We start from the raw sequence: 17,856 nt of genomic DNA on the forward strand, positions 1-17,856 counted from the left end.
TTAATGTCGAATTGTTATTTTGAAATTCCCCATAATTCCCCGAGTAACTTTATAAGGAAGGTGCCAACATGTCTAGCATTGAACGAAAGAGCGATGAAATTGTTTTGAGGGCCGTTCAGCAAAAAGCTTCAGACATCCATATTGTCCCCGCTAACAGCTATTCAGCCGTCCAATTCAAAATTAACAATCGTTTAGTAAGTTACGAAAAGTTGAAAAACAGTGAAGCAGAAAAACTTATCTCTCATTTTAAATTCCGGTCTAAAATGGATATTGGTGAGCGAAGGAGACCTCAAAATGGTTCGTTAAAGATACAAGTCAAGCAGCATGAGACTAACTTACGTTTATCTACTTTACCAACTACTCCTCATGAAAGTTTAGCCATTCGAGTTTTACCTCAAAGTGAAATTACCACCCTAAATCAACTTTCACTTTTTCCCAATCAGACAGATCATTTACGATTATTGATGAAAAAAGCACACGGTTTGTTACTTGTCTCTGGACCAACGGGTTCAGGTAAAACAACAACTATTTACTCCTTACTATCGGATGAGATGCTAAGAGGTAGGAGAATTATCACCATTGAAGATCCAATTGAAAAAAGAAATGATGCCTTTATACAAGTAGAAATAAATGAAAAAGCGGGGGTAACATATGTAGAAGCTCTGAAAGCTACACTACGCCATGATCCTGATATCATTATGATAGGTGAAATTCGTGATGAGAGAACTGCACAAATAGCCATTCGAGCAGCTATGACGGGACACTTAGTCATAAGTACCATTCATGCAACTAATTGTGTGGGCAGTATCTCAAGGCTGAGAGAATTTGGATGTGCTAAAATAGATTTGAAAGAGACAATTATAGGTGTAGTTTCTCAGCGACTTCTGACTTTAAAATGTCCCCTCTGCAATCAGCACTGCTCTAATTATTGTTGCTTTAATCAAAATAAAAGATTAGCTGCTTACGAAATCCTATCTGGAAGTATGTTAGAAATGGCGCTAGATCATAAAGACATCCCACTGAATTTTGAAACTCTTCCTAGAGTGATAAGAAAAAGTATTGCTTTAGGGTATGTTGATATAATGGAATATGAAAGGTGGCTATGTTAATGAAATTGAAACATAGCTGGGATACCCACCAAAAGGCTGAGTTTTTGATTAGAATAGGGACTCTGTTAGAGCAGGGTTATACGATTACCGAGGGTGTAAATTTTTTTAGTAAGTACCAAAAGGAAAACCAGAAGCCGTTACTTAGAGAGCTTTTAGACAATCTTCACAGAGGAGTTACTATAAGTAAAGCATTGGAGGTTTTGAGTTTACCACAACACATTATTGGCTTTGTGTATCTGGCTGAACACTATGGTAACTTACCAAGTGGATTAATCGATGGCGGAAATTTATTAAAAAAGAGCGAAGAGCTCAAAGAAAAACTACAAAAGTTATTAAAATATCCACTATTCCTAATGTGGATGTTAAGTCTATTTATGGTTGTCATGTACCAGTATTTATTTCCGCAATTTTTACAGCTTTTTTCTACAATGAATGTCGAATTACCATTCATAACGAAAATGTTTCTGCACTTCATTAAAAACTCTCCTTTACTTATCCCCTTTATTTTGATTGTCCTAGCTTCTTTTGCTTTCTACTATCTCATTTCATTTCGTAAGAAAACTATAAGACGAAAAGCAAAGTTTTACTCTTCACTCCCACTGTTTGGAAGTTATTATCAAATCGTTATTACATACATGTTTTCTACTAACCTTAGCTATTTAATTAAAAACGGAATTTCCATTTATGATTCACTTATGATTTTTAAAAAGGTTGAAGGTCTAGGGTATATAAGTGAACAAGCAGAAAGGTTAATTGAAAGATTAGAAGCAGGTGAACAATTACAAAATGTCATTATAAATGAAACTCTTTACCTTGATGGTTTGGGATATATTATTGAACATGGTCAAACGAATAGCCGTCTTGATGAGGAGTTGTCACATTATAGTGATTGGCTTTTCATAGAATTAGATAACAAATTAAAAAAATTACTAATGATCGTTCAACCAATTTTGTTCCTGTTCATTGGTCTTATCGTACTCGTAATGTTCGCAGCGATATTGCTACCGGTGTTTTCTCTTATTAAGGGCCTCTAGCTAAAATAATAGTGTCCGCTGTTCGAATGCGGACACTATTATTAATTTGCTAATAACGTGTGAATGGTTACAAATCGGTAGCCTTTTGCTCGAAGTTCATCAATGATTCGGGGTAACGCTTCAACAGTCCCATCCAAGAGTCTAGCGTCCTCTCGATGTGGTTCGAAATTGTGCTGTAAAATAATTCCTCCTGGAGAGATATCACGATGGACGATCGAAAGTATATCGTCCCCTGATAAACCACTCCAATCCAACGTATCAACTGTCCACATAATTGTTCTCATTCCCATTTTCTCTAGCAATAAGGCGTCAGCTTTCGTAATCGCACCATATGGTGGCCTAAATAAATCCGATCTACGACCTATCGTTCGATCGATCACTGTTTGTGTCGAATTAATTTCTTCAATAATTTGTTCAGTCATTACTCGGGGAAAACTAGGATGATTCCATGTATGGTTACCAAATGCATGACCTTCATTAAATATTCTCTTCATAATATTGGGGTAGTTCTCAACTTGCTTGCCCATAACAAAAAATGTGGCACGAACATTTTTTTCCTTTAATATATCTAAAATTTGTGGTGTGTAATGTGGATCAGGTCCATCATCAAATGTTAGTGCCACAAACTTCCGTTCTGGATTGCCTCTTCTAATTGAGCTCTTAGCGGAACGAATATTTGTTGTAATCTCCGTTCTTCTAAGTTTAGGGTTATAGGTTACGATCATTCCAAATTTTTTTGCGAGATCAACTAGGGGTACGTATACATCCCCATCTATTTCAACTGTATTTGTAACCAAAGGAAATCTAACCCATTTTTTCACTTTTCCAAGATAATCATCGGAAAAATTTTTATTTATAGGTAAGGCATAAAGATTTTCTTCAAATGAAAATACCACTGATCGGTACTGTTGGTTACGATTCACATTCACTCCAGTATGCTTTAAAAAAAATGCAGGGACTAATATATGACCGCTTCTCATTAGGTATTTAGTTTTTTGTGGCCTTCCATCAACGATTATTTCAGCCTCAGGTATAGCAGACTCGTCTGCAAAGCTAGAGTTTAAAGGTAGTAGCAAGCAAATTAAAAAACCGACAACAAGGATAGTAAATTGTTTATTCATTAAAACTCTCATTTCTTTTTTTTATTATTTTGTATTGTTTCCTAATTTTAGAAAGATATGAGTAATACATCGGTCATTACATATAGAAAAAAAATATTTGACATTGATAATCATTATCATTTATAATCTAATTAACGAATAGAAGAGCGATGGGAGAGACAAATAAATGAGATCTTTATTAATAGTTGGTGCTGATCACTTGGGGACAATTCCACAAAAATTGGAGGAACTAGGCATTTCAGAAGTAACACATTTATGTGGGAGAAAAGTACAGATGGTAAAAAGAGAAATACCTGAAAATGTAGATTCGATTCTTGTCTTAACAGATTATATAAATCATAATCTAGCAAAAGCACTTAAGAAAAAAGCCCAAGACCAGTCAGTTCCCGTTTATTATGCCAAACGTTCATGGTGTTCAATTTACCAAGCTCTATCTAAATGCGAAATTCTATGTCCTGTACATAATGAATGCAAACAAACAACGATGAAACATTAAATATAAATAAAAAGTAAGCTGAGGGGAAAATCTCAGCTTACTTTTTAGAGCCTTTCAAAGCTATGGTATCGTGTTCCTTGAAATGTTAACTTACCAACATCACCTTCTGCTAGTTGGTTAAATTCTTTTCCTGTGATTTGAAATTCAACATTTTTAGAAGGATCTATTACAAAGGTTGCATAGTAATCAGTGGGAACAGGGTTGTTATCCCTAAGATTGTGCACGGATCTAGTTTTCTTTGTTCGTAGAGAAATAACTTTACTGTTTACTGTAAGGATTGGTTGTTTGTTATTCCGCCTCCAATCCATAACACCCTTATAGATTTTAAATACTATTACTGCAACGACAATGAGAAGCAAGATAGGAAAAATGCTACTCTCAAAAAAGGATGGATCGATCATATAGGAGCCTCCTAATCAATTGGGTTTACTTAAACTAGGATAGAGAAATTTCACAATTTAGTAAAGAAGTTAGTAAATATAAGGCAGGAATTCTGTTGAACTTTGTCAAATCTTACTCATGAAGAACAAATTCCTCTTACCTTAAAGAAAGATGGAGGTGACAAACTTCCCAGAGCTTCCAGTGTTTCCCCTAATCAAACCTACCTTAATAACCCACAATGAAACAGTCTCAATAAAAACTTATTGAGGTGTAAAAATGAAATCACTTAAATATGTCAAAAATGAAATGGCGTTTACATTAATTGAAATGATGATAGTCCTTATGATCATTTCGATTCTCCTTCTAATTGCTATTCCAAATATGTCAAATAATAATAATGTTGCCAATGCACGGGGTTGTGATGCTACAATACAGTTATTGCAAGCACAGGTTGGGGCTTATTATGTCGAGAATAAAATGTATCCAAAGGACTTAGGTGATCTATCTCCTAAATACGTTGAAACAATCGTTTGTCCCGATAAAACAGTGCTTATGTTAACCTCAGATAATAAAGTAGTAGTGAAACCCTAATCCTAATGTTAATCAAGAATGAAAAAGGCCACACCTTACTTGAAATGTCCCTCGTATTGTTCATCATCGCCGTTGTCTCTTCAATCTCTATTATCAATATGAAATCCACTTATGATGCAGGCATTCGTAATCAGTTTTTATACCAACTGCAGCAAGATTTATATTACGCACAACAAATGGCTATCAGTAAGCAAACACTGACAACAGTGATCTTCTATAACGGCACCAAAGAGTATAGAGTTATTCAAAATGGAAGAGCAATTATTCAGAGAGACTTTCCTCATATTGATACTAGGTTTTTCCAGGGGACGTTAGCACTTAACGACATTCATTTCCTTTCTAACGGGAGTCCCCGAAAGTCAGGTAGCTTAACATTTTCCCTAGGTGATTACCGATATCGGTTGGTCTTGCTCATGGGAAGGGGAAGATTTTACATTGAACAATTCTAAAGGATTTTCGCTAATTGAGGTCATGACGTCATTAATGATCTTATCACTTACCTCCATGGCAATTCTGCCAGCACTAAACCAAGTATATGAGGAAAGAATGGCAATTCTGCAAGAAAAACAAGGGATTAACATCCTTGAAAAGATGTTAACAGAGTGGACTTATGATGGTGATTTTTTGTATGAGGAAGAAATCAATGACTTAGAAACAATGTATCGTGTATCCTACACATTTGCTGATTCGGGGCCAGATTTAAAAGTCTGTGTTACTTGGCAAGGAAGAAATCAACGATTGTACGAGAGGTGTGCATCCGCTAAGAAATGAAACATAAAAATGGTTTTACGTTAGTAGAAGTTCTGATCGCCTTTTCAATTCTAATCTTACTTACTTCATTTCTCCCACAAGCTATAAAAGTCATTCGTTTTGAGCCGAAGCTTTTACACCACATGGAAACAAGCTTATTCTTTCAACAATTAACATTAGACGTGCAGCTGTCGTCTACTATCCAAGTTGCTAATAATATCTTGTATCTTCAACAAAACAACGAAGAGGAAGTTACATACGCTTATTTCCAAAACCGAGTAAGGCGGCAAGTAAATCATAAGGGACAAGAGATAGTTTTACAAAATATATCAACTATTAAGTTTACGAAATGGAAAAACGGGATTGACGTGCTTATAACAGACATCTACAATCAGACTCATCAGAATAGAATTACTCATCGTCTTCCTTTAGAGACAATGAAAGATGGATAATAATCGAGGCTTTATCTTGCCAACTACCCTTATGATCCTATTTTTATTACTATCTTTTTTAACCTTTCAAATTAGTCAGTATATGATCGAAAAGGAGCTCATCAAAGAAGAAGCAGAACTTTTTACAGCTGAACGCTTATTACAAAAAGGAATTGTCGATGTCTCAAAGATGTTAAAATCAGATAGTCGGGATGTTTATTCGGGAATACTTTTTTATGAAGAAGGAGAAATAACGTTCGTTGTCAAAAAAGAAGTAAGTACAGTAAAATCTGTTCAAGTAGTAAGTAAAACGTATCAAAATCGATCAAAACAAACTACATTCTATTATAATATACAGAATGAGACTGTTCTGCCGTGGTTAAAGGAGAGATAAGGTGGGTAACAAAGAACACATTTTTTTAACAGGATTTATGGGGGCTGGGAAAACAACTGTTGGCCAATTACTTTCTAGGCAATTAAATATTCCGGTCATTGACACAGACAGCTATATTGAAGAAAGCTTTGATAAGAGCATTAAGGCAATTTTTCAAGAGGATGGAGAAAATATATTCCGTGATTATGAAACAAATGCACTTCAAAGTTTGTGCGGCCAAACTCAAAAAATCATCACAACTGGTGGGGGGATTGTTCTTCGACCTGAGAACCGTCAGTTAATGAAAGAGTATGGCATAGTGATTTTTCTTTATTGTGATATTGAGGAAACAACTCGTAGGTTGGCAACAGATCAAAGCAGACCATTATTTAAAGCGGATTTTGCTGCCAATAAAAAACGTTTTGAAGCAAGACTCCCATTTTACCGGGAAGCTGATTTTACGATTGAAACAACAAAGAAACCCCTTGATGAAATAGTTAATGAAATCATCACTTGTTTAGAATAACAGTCATTAACATTGGTAATAATAAGTGTAAAAACTAAGCTGGTGATTTTGTAATGAAAACAAATGACTATGTAAAATATGTAACCCAACAATTTGTTAGTTATGTAGATACACCTAGTGAGAAACGGAAGGCAATGAAAGAAGAGCGAAAAGCAAGTAAAGATCCTTTTGCTTATCGTTGGTTTGGTTTAATTCCATTTGCTCTTTCGCAACTATTTCAAACGAAGAAGAAAAATTCATAATAAACTAAAACTGACTCAACTTGTTCAAGTTGAGTCAGTTTTGGTTATTTACTACTTAGATAAAAAAGACCACCGTTGATAATGTTGATATTTATTTTAGGTTCATATTGGTCCTTTAGCGCCTCAATTTCTAAGAAATAGCTCTCAGGTTTTTCTTCCATATCTTCGTAAAAAGTTTCTAATAAACGTAAGTCTTGATCCCAACGGTATTGGGCATCTTCTGCCCATTGGTGGTCGTCCTGGGAGATAATCGAACGAATCGTGTTCTCAAGCCGTGACAGTCCACTTCTAGGCGTAATTAACGGTGATAAGGTAAAACAAAAGTCTGGAATTTTAGGAGTTAGATCTTTTGTTAGTAATAAATCATGAAATTGATCTTGGATTTCTCCGTTAATTAAATTGAGTCCTAATGAAATTACAATATCTTTTTTACGATCACATTGATATGAAATTTTTGCATTTAAACAAAGCCAAGGATGTAAAGCCGTAGAATTCATTCTTTCACCTACGGGAATTTGTTCAAAGAGACGAATGTAAGCACCCAACTGCTGTACGGACTGAAAGATTTGATGTAGCCTAGGAGAACCAAAATGAACTTGTTCGCCTTTTTTATCCTCACTACATTCTTCCGGATTTGTAATCAAGGTCATTTGCATAGGGTTAGGTGTCCCACCAGTTTTTTCTAAGTAGTGCCAGTAAAAAGGTCGATTCATTAAAAGTTTATCTAAGTCGATTGAAAGCTGCACATGAAGATAACCTCGACTATTTTCAAGAATGGGACTTTCATTCGCTGTAAAATATCTCTCTAAGAAATTATGAATGTCCTGCTGCTGCATCTTCTTGAGTCGCTCCTTCGCTTAGTTTTATAAGTTCACTGAGATGGTTCATTTTCACTTTTATTTCACCATCACTCCTAGAATTTACAAGGATATCAGAGATATGTTCCTCAATATTATTTAAATCAAGTCTAGCTAATATATCATCTAATTCTCCTATTACTCGCTCAAACAAACGTATTTTATCATAGAGTAGTGATAAAATATGTTGTTCGACTGTATTTTCAGTCGCAAAATTATAGATATGGACATCCTTTTCTTGACCCAAACGATGGATCCGGCCAATTCTTTGTTCAATCCGCATCGGATTCCATGGAAGATCGTAATTTATAATATGGTGACAAAATTGAAGATTTATCCCTTCGCCACCTGCTTCAGTCGCAATAAGCACCTGAGCACGATCTTTAAAGAGCTGTTTCATCCAATCTTTTTTTCCACGTTTAAAGCCGCCTCGAAAGGGAACAGAGCTAATCCCATGTTGATTTAGAAACCACTGTAGATATAGTTGAGTAGCACGGTACTCTGTAAAGATAATGACTTTATCGTTAATATTTTGAATTAACTCAAGTGCTTTTTCTGCCTTTGAATTGGTTTTTACTTGTTCAATCTTTTTAAAGAGAAATTGCACTTTCTCAACTAACTCTGGCGTTTGCTCCATTTTTTCAGCCATATTCTTTAATGTAAGAAACGCGGCTTCTCTGCTACTACAGACTTCCCTTTGTAAGGTTAAAAGTGAAAAATGATTTTTTATTAAAGCCTCTTCATTATTTGAAACTTGTTTTAAGGCAGTGACAGCATCATATAATTCTTGTTCTTCTTTCGATAGAGGAATTGTAATGGTATTTACTACACGTTTTGTCCATTCAATTCCAGTATCCTCGCGACGGTTTCGGACCATGACCTTATTAACGAGCTCCCTAAGTTTTTCATCATTTTTAGGGGAACGGGTATTTGAACGAAAGTCATGATCAAAGCTTGCTTCGTCACCTAAGTGTCCGGGTTTCAATAATGAAACAAGATTAAAGATTTCCTCTAGTCTATTCTGAACAGGTGTTGCCGTTAAAAGTAAGCAAAACTTTTTCTTCAGGCTTTGAATAAACTCGTAGTTTTTGGTTTTTTTGTTTTTAAGCTTATGAGCCTCATCGATAATAATTAAATCGTAATTTTGTTTTAAAACAATATCTCTGTGTGGGTTACGCTTTGCTGTATCAATAGAGGCAACAACAACATCACATTGTTCCCATACATATGTTTTTCGTTGAGCAACGGCAGGAATATAAAATTTTTGGTTTAGCTCGATTGACCATTGAGACACGAGTGAAGCAGGTACTAAAATTAAGGCTTTTTTTACTAGACCACGAATCATATACTCTTTTAAAATTAACCCGGCCTCAATCGTTTTTCCCAAGCCAACCTCATCAGCTAAAATTGCTTTTCCGTTCATTTCTTCAATCACCTTTTTGGCTACTTCTAGCTGATGCGGGAAAATGGTTAGGTTAGGAAGGTGTGTAGGTGCCACGAGCCCAGAAAATTTATTAATAGATAAATTATTTTCGGCTTCAATGGCTAGTTTATACAACTCCCAACTTGACCAAGGACCGTCATCATCCATTTTTTTTAACAATCCCTCTTGCCATGAAGAATCGAAATTCATGGTAATATTCATGGACACCAATCCTTTCTTTGAATAATTAAAATTAAATGATTGCCAATTAATCTAGGGTAGTGATAGGATAGATTATGGGTGTTTTTCATTTCACAAAGTCATATTTTTTAGTATTGACAAAAACAATGGAAAACAATCGAACAATATCATAACTGCGAATGAGAACATGGGGAGAGACTGTAATCTACTGACTTAGAATTGGTTATAGATGAAGCTTTACCTAGCTTTCCTACAGCGCCGAAGGAGCAAGCATATATATGTGAATCTCTCAGGCAAAAAGACTCATGTTTGACGCAACTCTGGAGAGTGTCTGTAATCGATTTCTGATTGATTAGACCACCCACGAGGATAATTCCTACTTACTTATGGAATAAACTTTCTGGTTTAAGGACAGAGAATACACACATATCAGTGTATTTCTCTGTCCTTTTTTGCTGTTTTATTAAAAAATTGCCTTACTATTAAGTCACTTTTTTCCCAAGAAAGAACCAGGTTTATAGGAGTAAAATACTTAAAGTAATAAAAAACTAATGCTAAATGATAAGATGGAGGTTATTTGATGAGTGCTTTAAAACGAACGCCGCTCTTTGAAGTTTACGGGGAGTATGGAGGTAAAACAATCGACTTTGGTGGCTGGGATCTTCCTGTGCAATTTAGTAGTATAAAAGAAGAGCATGAGGCTGTAAGAGAAAGAGCTGGTCTTTTTGACGTATCACATATGGGTGAGTTTACTGTTATAGGTCCTTCTGCGGAACAGTATTTACAAACTTTAGTTACAAATGATGTTTCTAAACTGAAAGTTGGCGGTGCTCAATATGCTGCGATGTGTTATGCAGATGGTGGAACTGTTGATGATCTTATTATCTATAGAAAACAAGAAACTGACTTTCTAATCGTTGTGAATGCTTCAAATATTGAAAAGGATTTCGATTGGATGGAGTCTCACTTAATTGAAGGTGTTGAGCTGAAGAATATTTCAAACGAGGTTTCTCAGTTAGCCATTCAAGGTCCATTGGCTGAACAAGTACTGCAAAAATTGACAACAACTAACTTATCAGAAATTACATTTTTTAAATTTCAAGATGAGGTAGACCTTCAAGGAGCCAAAGCATTAGTTTCAAGAACTGGGTATACTGGTGAGGATGGATTTGAGATTTATTGTAAGCCGGAAGATGCCGTATCCCTATGGAGAAAGATCTTAGAAGTAGGGAATGAGGAAGGAACGCTTCCTTGTGGTTTAGGTGCTAGAGATACACTTCGCTTTGAAGCGCGCTTACCATTATATGGCCAAGAATTAACAAAAGATATTACCCCTATTGAGGCAGGTATCGGCTTTGCAGTAAAAGTTGATAAAGAAAGTGACTTTTTTGGAAAAGAAACATTAAAGCAACAAAAAGAAAAAGGGCTAGAAAGAAAGATTGTTGGTTTGGAAATGATTGATAAAGGGATTCCGAGAACCGGATACGAAGTTTTTGTTGGCGATACACAAGTAGGCTTCGTTACGAGCGGTACTCAGTCACCGACATTAAAGAAAAATGTAGGTTTAGCTCTTGTTAACATAGATTTTGCTCCACTAAATACAATTGTTGAAGTTCAAGTAAGAAAAAAACGTTTAAAAGCTCAAGTTGTTAAAACTCCATTTTATAAACGAGGATAATTTAAGGGGGAAGTACATTGAAATTTCGTTATTTGCCAGTAACTGAGCAAGATAAAAAAGAAATGTTAGAAACAATTGGGGTCCAATCTGTAGAAGAGTTATTCGCAGATATTCCTGAAAAAGTTCGCTTTAAAGGTGAGATGAACTTAAAAGAAGCACTTTCTGAACCAGATACAGTAAGAGAGTTAGGTAGAATGGCTAACAGGAATGCAAATACAAAGCAATACACGTCATTTTTAGGGGCAGGGGTTTACGAACATTACATTCCTTCTGTAGTTGACCACGTGATTTCAAGGTCAGAATTTTATACAGCATACACTCCTTATCAACCTGAAATCTCTCAAGGTGAGCTTCAAGCAATCTTTGAATTCCAAACAATGATTAGCGAACTTACAGGAATGGATTTGGCAAACTCTTCAATGTATGACGGACATACGTCGCTTGCTGAAGCGGCGATGATGAGTGCTGGTCAAACTAAGAACAAAACGATCTTAGTTTCGAAGGCAGTTCATCCTGAAGCAAGAGATGTATTGAAAACGAACGCTAAAGGTCAAAACTTAAAGGTAGTTGAAATTGAAGTTGAAAATGGTGTAACAAGCCTACTAGACCTTCAAGAAAAATATGACGCAGATACAGCATGCGTTGTTGTTCAATATCCAAACTTCTTTGGTAATATTGAAAACTTAGCAGAAATTGAAAAAATAGCTCATTCCCAAAAAGGTCTTTTGGTTGTATCAAGTAATCCATTAGCATTAGGTGCTCTTGTTCCTCCAGGAAAATTCGGTGCTGATATTGTTGTAGGAGATGCACAACCATTTGGAATTCCTCAACAATTCGGTGGCCCCCACTGTGGTTATTTTGCTACTACGACAAAGCTAATGCGTAAAGTACCGGGAAGATTAGTAGGACAAACTACTGATGACAAAGGTCAGCGCGGATTCGTGTTAACATTACAAGCACGTGAACAACATATTCGTCGTGATAAAGCCACTTCAAATATTTGTTCGAACCAAGCTCTAAATGCACTAGCAGCCTCAGTTGCGATGAGTGCACTAGGAAAAGCTGGTGTGAAAGAAATAGCTATTCAAAACATTCAAAAAGCAAATTATGCAAAAAAAGCATTTTTAGAACAAGGATTTACAGTGTTAGATGCTAATAACGCTACTTTTAATGAGTTTGTTGTAAAATTCTCTAAACCTGTAAAAGAAGTAAATGAAATATTATTTAATCAAGGGATTATTGGTGGCTATGACTTAGGAAGAGACTATGCTGACCTTGGAAATCATATGCTACTTACAGTTACTGAACTTAGAACAAAGGCAGAAATTGATCGTCTTCTTGAGGCATTGGAGGGAGTAAAATAATGAAAAATCAACCTTTAATTTTTGAACAAAGTAAACATGGAAGAATTAGCTATGCCCTGCCTGCATTAGATGTACCTGAAATGGAATTATCTGATGTACTACCTAAAGAATTTATTCGTGAAGAAGAAGCAGAACTGCCTGAGGTATCAGAACTTCAGTTAATGCGTCACTATACGGCTCTATCAAAACGTAACCACGGGGTAGATTCTGGATTTTATCCACTAGGTTCTTGTACGATGAAATATAACCCGAAAATAAATGAGGATGTAGCAAGATTTGAAGGTTTTGCTCATATCCATCCATTACAAGAAGAAAGCACAGTCCAGGGTGCTCTAGAGTTACTGTATGATCTACAAGTGTCTTTAGCTGAGATTACAGGTATGGATGAAGTAACGTTACAGCCAGCAGCAGGTGCTCATGGTGAGTGGACGGGATTAATGTTAATTCGTGCGTTCCATGAGAAAAATGGTGATTTCCACCGTACAAAAGTAATCGTACCAGACTCAGCTCACGGTACAAATCCGGCTTCAGCAACTGTTGCAGGTTTCGAAACCATTACAGTACGTTCAAATGAAAAAGGTCTTGTTGACTTAGAACATTTACGTGAAGTAGTCGGTGAGGATACAGCGGCATTGATGTTAACAAATCCAAATACACTTGGATTATTTGAAGAAAACATTGTAGAGATGGCTGAAATTATTCATAACGCTGGCGGAAAGCTTTATTATGATGGTGCTAATTCAAATGCGATCTTGGGAATTGCTCGTCCAGGAGATATGGGCTTTGACGTAGTTCATTTAAACCTTCACAAAACGTTTACTGGCCCACATGGTGGTGGTGGTCCTGGTTCAGGTCCAGTTGGGGTTAAGAAAGACTTAATCCCATTCTTACCGAAGCCAGTAATTGCCAAAGATGGCGATCGCTATTTCTTAGATTATAACCGTCCAGAAACGATTGGCCGTGTGAAGCCTTATTACGGTAACTTCGGAATTAATGTTCGTGCGTACACTTACATTCGTACAATGGGACCTGATGGATTACGTAAGGTTTCAGAGGACGCAGTATTAAACGCTAACTATATGTTCAGACGACTAGAGCCTTTCTTTGATGCTCCATATACACAGCATTGTAAGCACGAATTTGTTCTTTCGGGAAGACGTCAAAAGAAACTAGGGGTAAGAACATTAGACATGGCTAAACGTCTCTTAGACTTTGGATACCATCCGCCAACGATTTACTTCCCATTAAACGTTGAGGAATGTATTATGATTGAACCAACAGAAACTGAAACAAAAGAAACTCTTGATGAGTTCATTGAAGTGATGATCCAAATTGCAAAAGAAGCAGAAGAAAATCCTGAGATTGTTCAAGAAGCGCCTCACCATACAGTAATCGGCCGTCTTGATGAGACAACTGCTGCAAGAAAGCCTATCTTAAGGTATCAAAAGCAGTAATAAATAGAAAGAAGTGTTCCAATGTCGGAACACTTCTTTTACTATTTCTTAATCTTGCCTGTCCATTTTCGAAAGCCGCCTTTTAAGTGACTTAAGTCTTCACATTTGTGTTTCTTTTTTAGAAATTCAGCAGCACGGATGCTTCTTGCACCTGACTGACAGTATAGGTATACTGGCTTGTCCGGTCGGATTTCTCCCGCTCGTTGACGTAATTGGGACATCGGAATGTTTCTTGATCCCAGAATATGACCTGTTTCATATTCTCTTTGCTCCCTTACGTCAATAAGTTGTGCTTTTCGATAACCCTGAATGAACTCATCTTGATTAAGATCTTTCAGGTACTTTGGTTTAATAAACCTTTTGACAATTAAAAAAACTAGTACAGCTGTCATAATACCTAAAACCCAATTCATGACTTCTCCAACTCCTTTTTCTAACTCTGTTAGCCTTATGTATAAAAAGGCTTTTGAACTAGGCAAACGTATTTCAATATATTATTAAATATAAATTATAACATTTAATTATTCAAGTTGTATTCGTAATTCACGATGATTGACAGGGGCAATTACGGTAAGATAGATTTAGTATAGGAAGTAAAAGTAGAAAGAGGTTTACAATGAAAGAAATTTGGCATTTTATTAATTCAGGTAAATGTTCCCCAGCCTTTAATATGGCATTGGATGAAGCTCTATTAGAATGGCATAGTGAAGGTAAGATAAATCCAACGATCCGTTTTTACGGCTGGAACCCTGCAACATTATCAATTGGCTATTTTCAAAAAGTAGAAAAAGAAATCAATTTAGAAGCTGTTGAAAAATATGACTTAGGATTTGTGCGTAGGCCAACTGGTGGCCGTGGCGTCTTACATGAGCATGAACTTACTTATAGTGTAATTGTCTCTGAAGACCATCCACAAATGCCTAAGGGAGTGACAGAGTCTTATCGAGTCATTTCACAAGGTGTCCTTGAAGGATTTAAAAACCTTGGACTTGATGCCTATTTTGCCGTACCAAAGACGAAAGAAGAGCAAGACCTACTAAAAAGCCCTCGTTCAGCCGTTTGTTTTGATGCACCTTCTTGGTATGAACTTGTTGTCGAAGGAAGAAAAGTTGCTGGAAGTGCGCAGACGAGACAAAAAAACGTCATTCTTCAACACGGCTCGATTATACTTGATCTAGATGAAGTAAAGTTATTTGATCTATTCAAGTTCTCTAACGACCGCGTTCGCGAACGGATGCAAAAAGGTTTTAGTCAAAAAGCAGTCGCTATTAATCAATTACGTGAACACCCAGTAAGTATTGAGGAAGCTGAGGTAGCGTTTAAGAGTGGTTTTGAAAAAGGGTTAGAAATTGAGCTACAATCATATACGTTATCTGAAGAACAAATCAATCATGTGAACGAAATCGTTCAAAAACGATATGGTAATGATGAATGGAATTTCCGTAAATAAAAAACAAAGGGTTTGGTGAGCTGCCAAACCCTTTGTTTTATTTTGTTTTGTTCTTTACATGTTCTGCAAATAGTTGTTGTAATGCTTTTGTAATTGACCCGACAGGTATATCAGTTTCAATATCACCCACAACCTTCGTAACCGGGGTTACCTCTTGGGTGGTGCTAGTAATAAAAGCTTCATCGGCATTGCTCAATTGTTGTAAAGTAAATGCTTCTTCTACTACTTTATATCCGTTTTCTTTTGCTAGCTTTAATACAATTTGTCGGGTAATTCCGTTTAGGATTAAGTTCGTTACAGGGTGAGTATAGATTAACTTATCCTTAACAATAAATAAATTAGAGGAAGAACCTTCTGTCATAGTACCATTTCGGTGCATAATACCTTCTTGACAGGTGTGATCAGTAGCTTTTCGTTTTACCATCGTATTGCCTAATAGGTTAATCGTTTTAATATCGCAACGAAGCCAACGAATATCTTCGGTTACATAGGCACGTATTCCCGTTTGTTTTTGCTCAACTGGAAACGGCATCTCTCTCGAAAAGCCGGTAATTAACCCAACTGCATTTCGCTCGTAGAGATGAGCACGTGGTGAAACACCTCGTGTCATTTGGACATAAATGATCCCGTTGGTTATATTATTTTTTGTTTTTAACTCTTCTAGAAGTTGTTTTAAGGTTTCTTTGTCATAGGGAAGCTGAATTTCTAGTTTCAAAGCACTTTCTTCAAAACGATTTAGGTGTTCTTCCATAGCCATTGTTTTCGTGTTGTAGACAGGTATTACCTCGTATATACCATCTCCAAAATTGTAGCCCCTATCTTCCATATCAATTTTTACATTTTCACGGGTCGTAATATCATGGTTTAGTAGTACATATGTCATTCTCTTCCTCCTAAGGTTAGTAGTGTGTTTTGTAAGAACCACTATATATGGTATATGTATCAAGAAAATAGTGATCTATTCTAAAGCTATTTTAACAAAAATTTTTCGTCAAAAGGAGAACTAAATTTAAAAATGTTGATGTGAAAAGGTTTATTTATATTTTCATTTTTGCAAATGAGGAATACGTTCATAATTCGACTTTTTTCCTGGAAAAAATCTATATATCTATCATTTTCTTACGTATAGTATTTCTTTCTAAGTTGACAAAATAATTTTTTCGCTACCGAATTACAATATATAGTGTTTTGGTACGATATTTACATACTATATATTGATATGAATAAAAATCTATGTTAAGCTAAGACAAGTTAACAATCTAATATATTTACCATCATCTTCTAAAAGTGGTAAATACTAAACTCATACTCAATGATGAAAACAACTAGAGGAGAACTCATTTCAATATTTTTTAATAAAGGGGAGAATGCGTGTGGAGATGACTATGTCAAAAGTGATGAAAATTAACGTGGAGAGGTTGAATGAGGATATTAAACAATTTCCCCAAGTGCATGAAATCACACCAGACATGAAAATCCAGAAAAAAGGTGTATCTCGTCTAGTTATGTTAGACCGCTATACTTTTAAGGATACTGAGAAGAAAACGTTAAAAGAAGGAGATTTCGTTGTTTTAACTGTAAAGCAAGATCCGAAGTTTCCAGCCAGAGGTTATGGTTTTGTCCATGAAATCAACTGGGAGAAAAATGAAGTGAAAATTTATGTGGATGAGGAGTTTCAAGGAGTCCTTGAAGAACCAGAAGAAGTTAAGTCTGGGATCGTCACTAGATCGTTGGACTCAATTGAAAAACCACTAGAGATATTCTATGAACAAATTGCCAAGCGAAATGCTACTGGATTAGCATCTGTAGAAACTTCAGAAGAACGAAAACAAAGGTCTTTCGAGGATTTCTACGAGGAACTTTCGAATTTAAATTTTATTCCTGCTGGACGAGTTTTGTATGGGGCAGGTTCTGATACAGATGTAACGTATTTTAATTGTTATGTAATGCCTTTTGTAAAAGATTCAAGAGGTGGAATTTCTGATCACCGTACACAAGTGATGGAGATTATGAGTCGTGGTGGTGGAGTTGGTACAAACGGTTCAACATTACGCCCGCGAAACACATTAGCAAGAGGAGTAAACGGTAAGTCATCTGGCTCAGTATCTTGGTTAGATGATATTGCAAAGTTGACACACCTAGTAGAACAGGGTGGGTCCCGTTAATTCCATGGCGGGAGAAAAATCTCGTGAATTGCTGGAACACCCTTAGAGCTCTTAGCACCACAACGTGACTGGTAACGGTGAGCGTGACGGTTGAAAAGATGAGAGATTGGGCGATCAGCAGCCAAGTATCTTTGGAAACAAAGATGAAGGTTCAACGACTATTGAAATGTCCTAAAGTTTCCAACTGGAATATTATTTTAAGGAGAGGGT

General features: G+C 36.1%; 20 protein-coding genes, 1 pseudogene and 1 riboswitch. Of the genes and pseudogenes, 15 read left to right on the forward strand and 6 right to left on the reverse strand.

The features are described 5' to 3' along the window. Positions 1 to 68: 68 nt before the first annotated feature. Together comGA and comGB are read left to right on the forward strand one after the other, a co-directional pair. Positions 69 to 1,109: a competence type IV pilus ATPase ComGA gene (comGA, locus tag DS745_RS14665; RefSeq protein WP_129078985.1), complete on the forward strand. Its 1,041-nt coding sequence runs from the start codon at positions 69 to 71 to the stop codon at positions 1,107 to 1,109. Further along, entirely contained in the window at positions 1,109 to 2,143 is a 1,035-nt protein-coding gene (gene comGB / locus DS745_RS14670) for a competence type IV pilus assembly protein ComGB (protein ID WP_161568273.1), read from the forward strand. Before comGA ends, comGB begins: the two co-directional genes overlap by 1 nt. A 41-nt stretch (positions 2,144 to 2,184) precedes the next feature. On the opposite strand, the gene DS745_RS14675 is transcribed toward comGB, so the two are convergent. Next, a complete protein-coding gene (locus DS745_RS14675; RefSeq protein ID WP_241657835.1) occupies positions 2,185 to 3,264 on the reverse strand; it encodes a polysaccharide deacetylase family protein in 1,080 nt (359 codons plus the stop codon). A gap of 166 nt (positions 3,265 to 3,430) precedes the next feature. On the opposite strand from DS745_RS14675, the gene DS745_RS14680 reads away from it, so the two are divergent. Further along, the gene (locus DS745_RS14680; RefSeq protein ID WP_129078988.1) at positions 3,431 to 3,760 is read left to right on the forward strand and encodes a DUF2325 domain-containing protein; all 330 of its coding nucleotides are present in this window, start codon (positions 3,431 to 3,433) and stop codon (positions 3,758 to 3,760) included. Positions 3,761 to 3,804: 44 nt separating this feature from the next. Here DS745_RS14680 and DS745_RS14685 read toward each other — a convergent pair whose 3' ends face one another. Then, a complete protein-coding gene (locus DS745_RS14685; RefSeq protein ID WP_129078989.1) occupies positions 3,805 to 4,161 on the reverse strand; it encodes a DUF2500 domain-containing protein in 357 nt (118 codons plus the stop codon). A 256-nt stretch (positions 4,162 to 4,417) separates the two neighbouring features. On the opposite strand from DS745_RS14685, the gene comGC reads away from it, so the two are divergent. Genes comGC through DS745_RS14720 form a run of 7 tightly spaced genes read left to right on the forward strand, consistent with a single transcriptional unit; the run spans position 4,418 to position 7,054 of the window. Continuing rightward, positions 4,418 to 4,732, forward strand: a complete 315-nt coding sequence (gene comGC, locus DS745_RS14690; RefSeq protein ID WP_129078990.1) for a competence type IV pilus major pilin ComGC — start codon at positions 4,418 to 4,420, stop codon at positions 4,730 to 4,732. A gap of 5 nt (positions 4,733 to 4,737) precedes the next feature. Then, positions 4,738 to 5,181 carry a competence type IV pilus minor pilin ComGD gene (gene comGD, locus DS745_RS14695; RefSeq protein WP_129078991.1) on the forward strand — a complete coding sequence of 148 codons (444 nt, stop codon included), beginning with the start codon at positions 4,738 to 4,740 and terminating at the stop codon, positions 5,179 to 5,181. After that, positions 5,168 to 5,503, forward strand: a complete 336-nt coding sequence (locus tag DS745_RS14700; protein ID WP_161568274.1) for a type II secretion system protein — start codon at positions 5,168 to 5,170, stop codon at positions 5,501 to 5,503. The genes comGD and DS745_RS14700 overlap by 14 nt, the downstream gene beginning before the upstream one ends. After that, complete coding sequence (locus DS745_RS14705) at positions 5,500 to 5,934, forward strand: competence type IV pilus minor pilin ComGF (protein ID WP_129079099.1); 435 nt, start codon at positions 5,500 to 5,502, stop codon at positions 5,932 to 5,934. Before DS745_RS14700 ends, DS745_RS14705 begins: the two co-directional genes overlap by 4 nt. Then, positions 5,927 to 6,307, forward strand: a complete 381-nt coding sequence (comGG, locus tag DS745_RS14710; protein WP_129078993.1) for a competence type IV pilus minor pilin ComGG — start codon at positions 5,927 to 5,929, stop codon at positions 6,305 to 6,307. Before DS745_RS14705 ends, comGG begins: the two co-directional genes overlap by 8 nt. A gap of 1 nt (position 6,308) precedes the next feature. Beyond that, on the forward strand, positions 6,309 to 6,812 hold the full coding sequence (locus DS745_RS14715) for a shikimate kinase (protein ID WP_277750926.1): 504 nt from the start codon (positions 6,309 to 6,311) through the stop codon (positions 6,810 to 6,812). A 53-nt stretch (positions 6,813 to 6,865) separates the two neighbouring features. Next, complete coding sequence (locus DS745_RS14720; protein WP_129078994.1) at positions 6,866 to 7,054, forward strand: YqzE family protein; 189 nt, start codon at positions 6,866 to 6,868, stop codon at positions 7,052 to 7,054. A gap of 44 nt (positions 7,055 to 7,098) precedes the next feature. Here DS745_RS14720 and DS745_RS14725 read toward each other — a convergent pair whose 3' ends face one another. Both DS745_RS14725 and DS745_RS14730 read right to left on the reverse strand, forming a co-directional pair. After that, complete coding sequence (locus DS745_RS14725; RefSeq protein WP_129078995.1) at positions 7,099 to 7,890, reverse strand: YqhG family protein; 792 nt, start codon at positions 7,888 to 7,890, stop codon at positions 7,099 to 7,101. Continuing rightward, entirely contained in the window at positions 7,868 to 9,556 is a 1,689-nt protein-coding gene (locus DS745_RS14730; RefSeq protein WP_129078996.1) for a DEAD/DEAH box helicase, read from the reverse strand. Before DS745_RS14730 ends, DS745_RS14725 begins: the two co-directional genes overlap by 23 nt. A gap of 158 nt (positions 9,557 to 9,714) precedes the next feature. Then, positions 9,715 to 9,850: riboswitch (glycine riboswitch) on the forward strand. Positions 9,851 to 10,115: 265 nt separating this feature from the next. Here DS745_RS14730 and gcvT point away from each other — a divergent pair. Genes gcvT through gcvPB form a run of 3 tightly spaced genes read left to right on the forward strand, consistent with a single transcriptional unit; the run spans position 10,116 to position 14,031 of the window. Beyond that, positions 10,116 to 11,213 (forward strand): glycine cleavage system aminomethyltransferase GcvT, encoded by a 1,098-nt coding sequence (gcvT, locus tag DS745_RS14735; protein WP_129078997.1) that lies wholly within the window; start codon positions 10,116 to 10,118, stop codon positions 11,211 to 11,213. Between the two features lie 17 nt (positions 11,214 to 11,230). Next, positions 11,231 to 12,577 carry an aminomethyl-transferring glycine dehydrogenase subunit GcvPA gene (gene gcvPA, locus DS745_RS14740; RefSeq protein ID WP_129078998.1) on the forward strand — a complete coding sequence of 449 codons (1,347 nt, stop codon included), beginning with the start codon at positions 11,231 to 11,233 and terminating at the stop codon, positions 12,575 to 12,577. Then, positions 12,577 to 14,031, forward strand: coding sequence for an aminomethyl-transferring glycine dehydrogenase subunit GcvPB (gene gcvPB, locus DS745_RS14745; RefSeq protein ID WP_129078999.1), 1,455 nt, complete (start codon positions 12,577 to 12,579; stop codon positions 14,029 to 14,031). Before gcvPA ends, gcvPB begins: the two co-directional genes overlap by 1 nt. Positions 14,032 to 14,072: 41 nt before the next feature. On the opposite strand, the gene DS745_RS14750 is transcribed toward gcvPB, so the two are convergent. Then, the gene (locus tag DS745_RS14750; protein WP_129079000.1) at positions 14,073 to 14,444 is read right to left on the reverse strand and encodes a rhodanese-like domain-containing protein; all 372 of its coding nucleotides are present in this window, start codon (positions 14,442 to 14,444) and stop codon (positions 14,073 to 14,075) included. Positions 14,445 to 14,647: 203 nt separating this feature from the next. Between DS745_RS14750 and DS745_RS14755 the strand changes: the two genes are divergently transcribed. Beyond that, positions 14,648 to 15,481 carry a lipoate--protein ligase family protein gene (locus DS745_RS14755; protein ID WP_129079001.1) on the forward strand — a complete coding sequence of 278 codons (834 nt, stop codon included), beginning with the start codon at positions 14,648 to 14,650 and terminating at the stop codon, positions 15,479 to 15,481. Positions 15,482 to 15,518: 37 nt separating this feature from the next. On the opposite strand, the gene dat is transcribed toward DS745_RS14755, so the two are convergent. Beyond that, on the reverse strand, positions 15,519 to 16,364 hold the full coding sequence (dat, locus tag DS745_RS14760) for a D-amino-acid transaminase (protein ID WP_129079002.1): 846 nt from the start codon (positions 16,362 to 16,364) through the stop codon (positions 15,519 to 15,521). 496 nt (positions 16,365 to 16,860) lie between these two features. Between dat and DS745_RS14765 the strand changes: the two are divergent. Further along, positions 16,861 to 17,643 (forward strand): annotated as a pseudogene (locus DS745_RS14765) (ribonucleotide reductase N-terminal alpha domain-containing protein); the annotation flags it as partial. Positions 17,644 to 17,856: the final 213 nt, after the last annotated feature.

Origin of the sequence: Anaerobacillus alkaliphilus (assembly GCF_004116265.1) — a bacterium.
Taxonomy (GTDB): Bacteria; Bacillota; Bacilli; order Bacillales; family Anaerobacillaceae; genus Anaerobacillus; species Anaerobacillus alkaliphilus.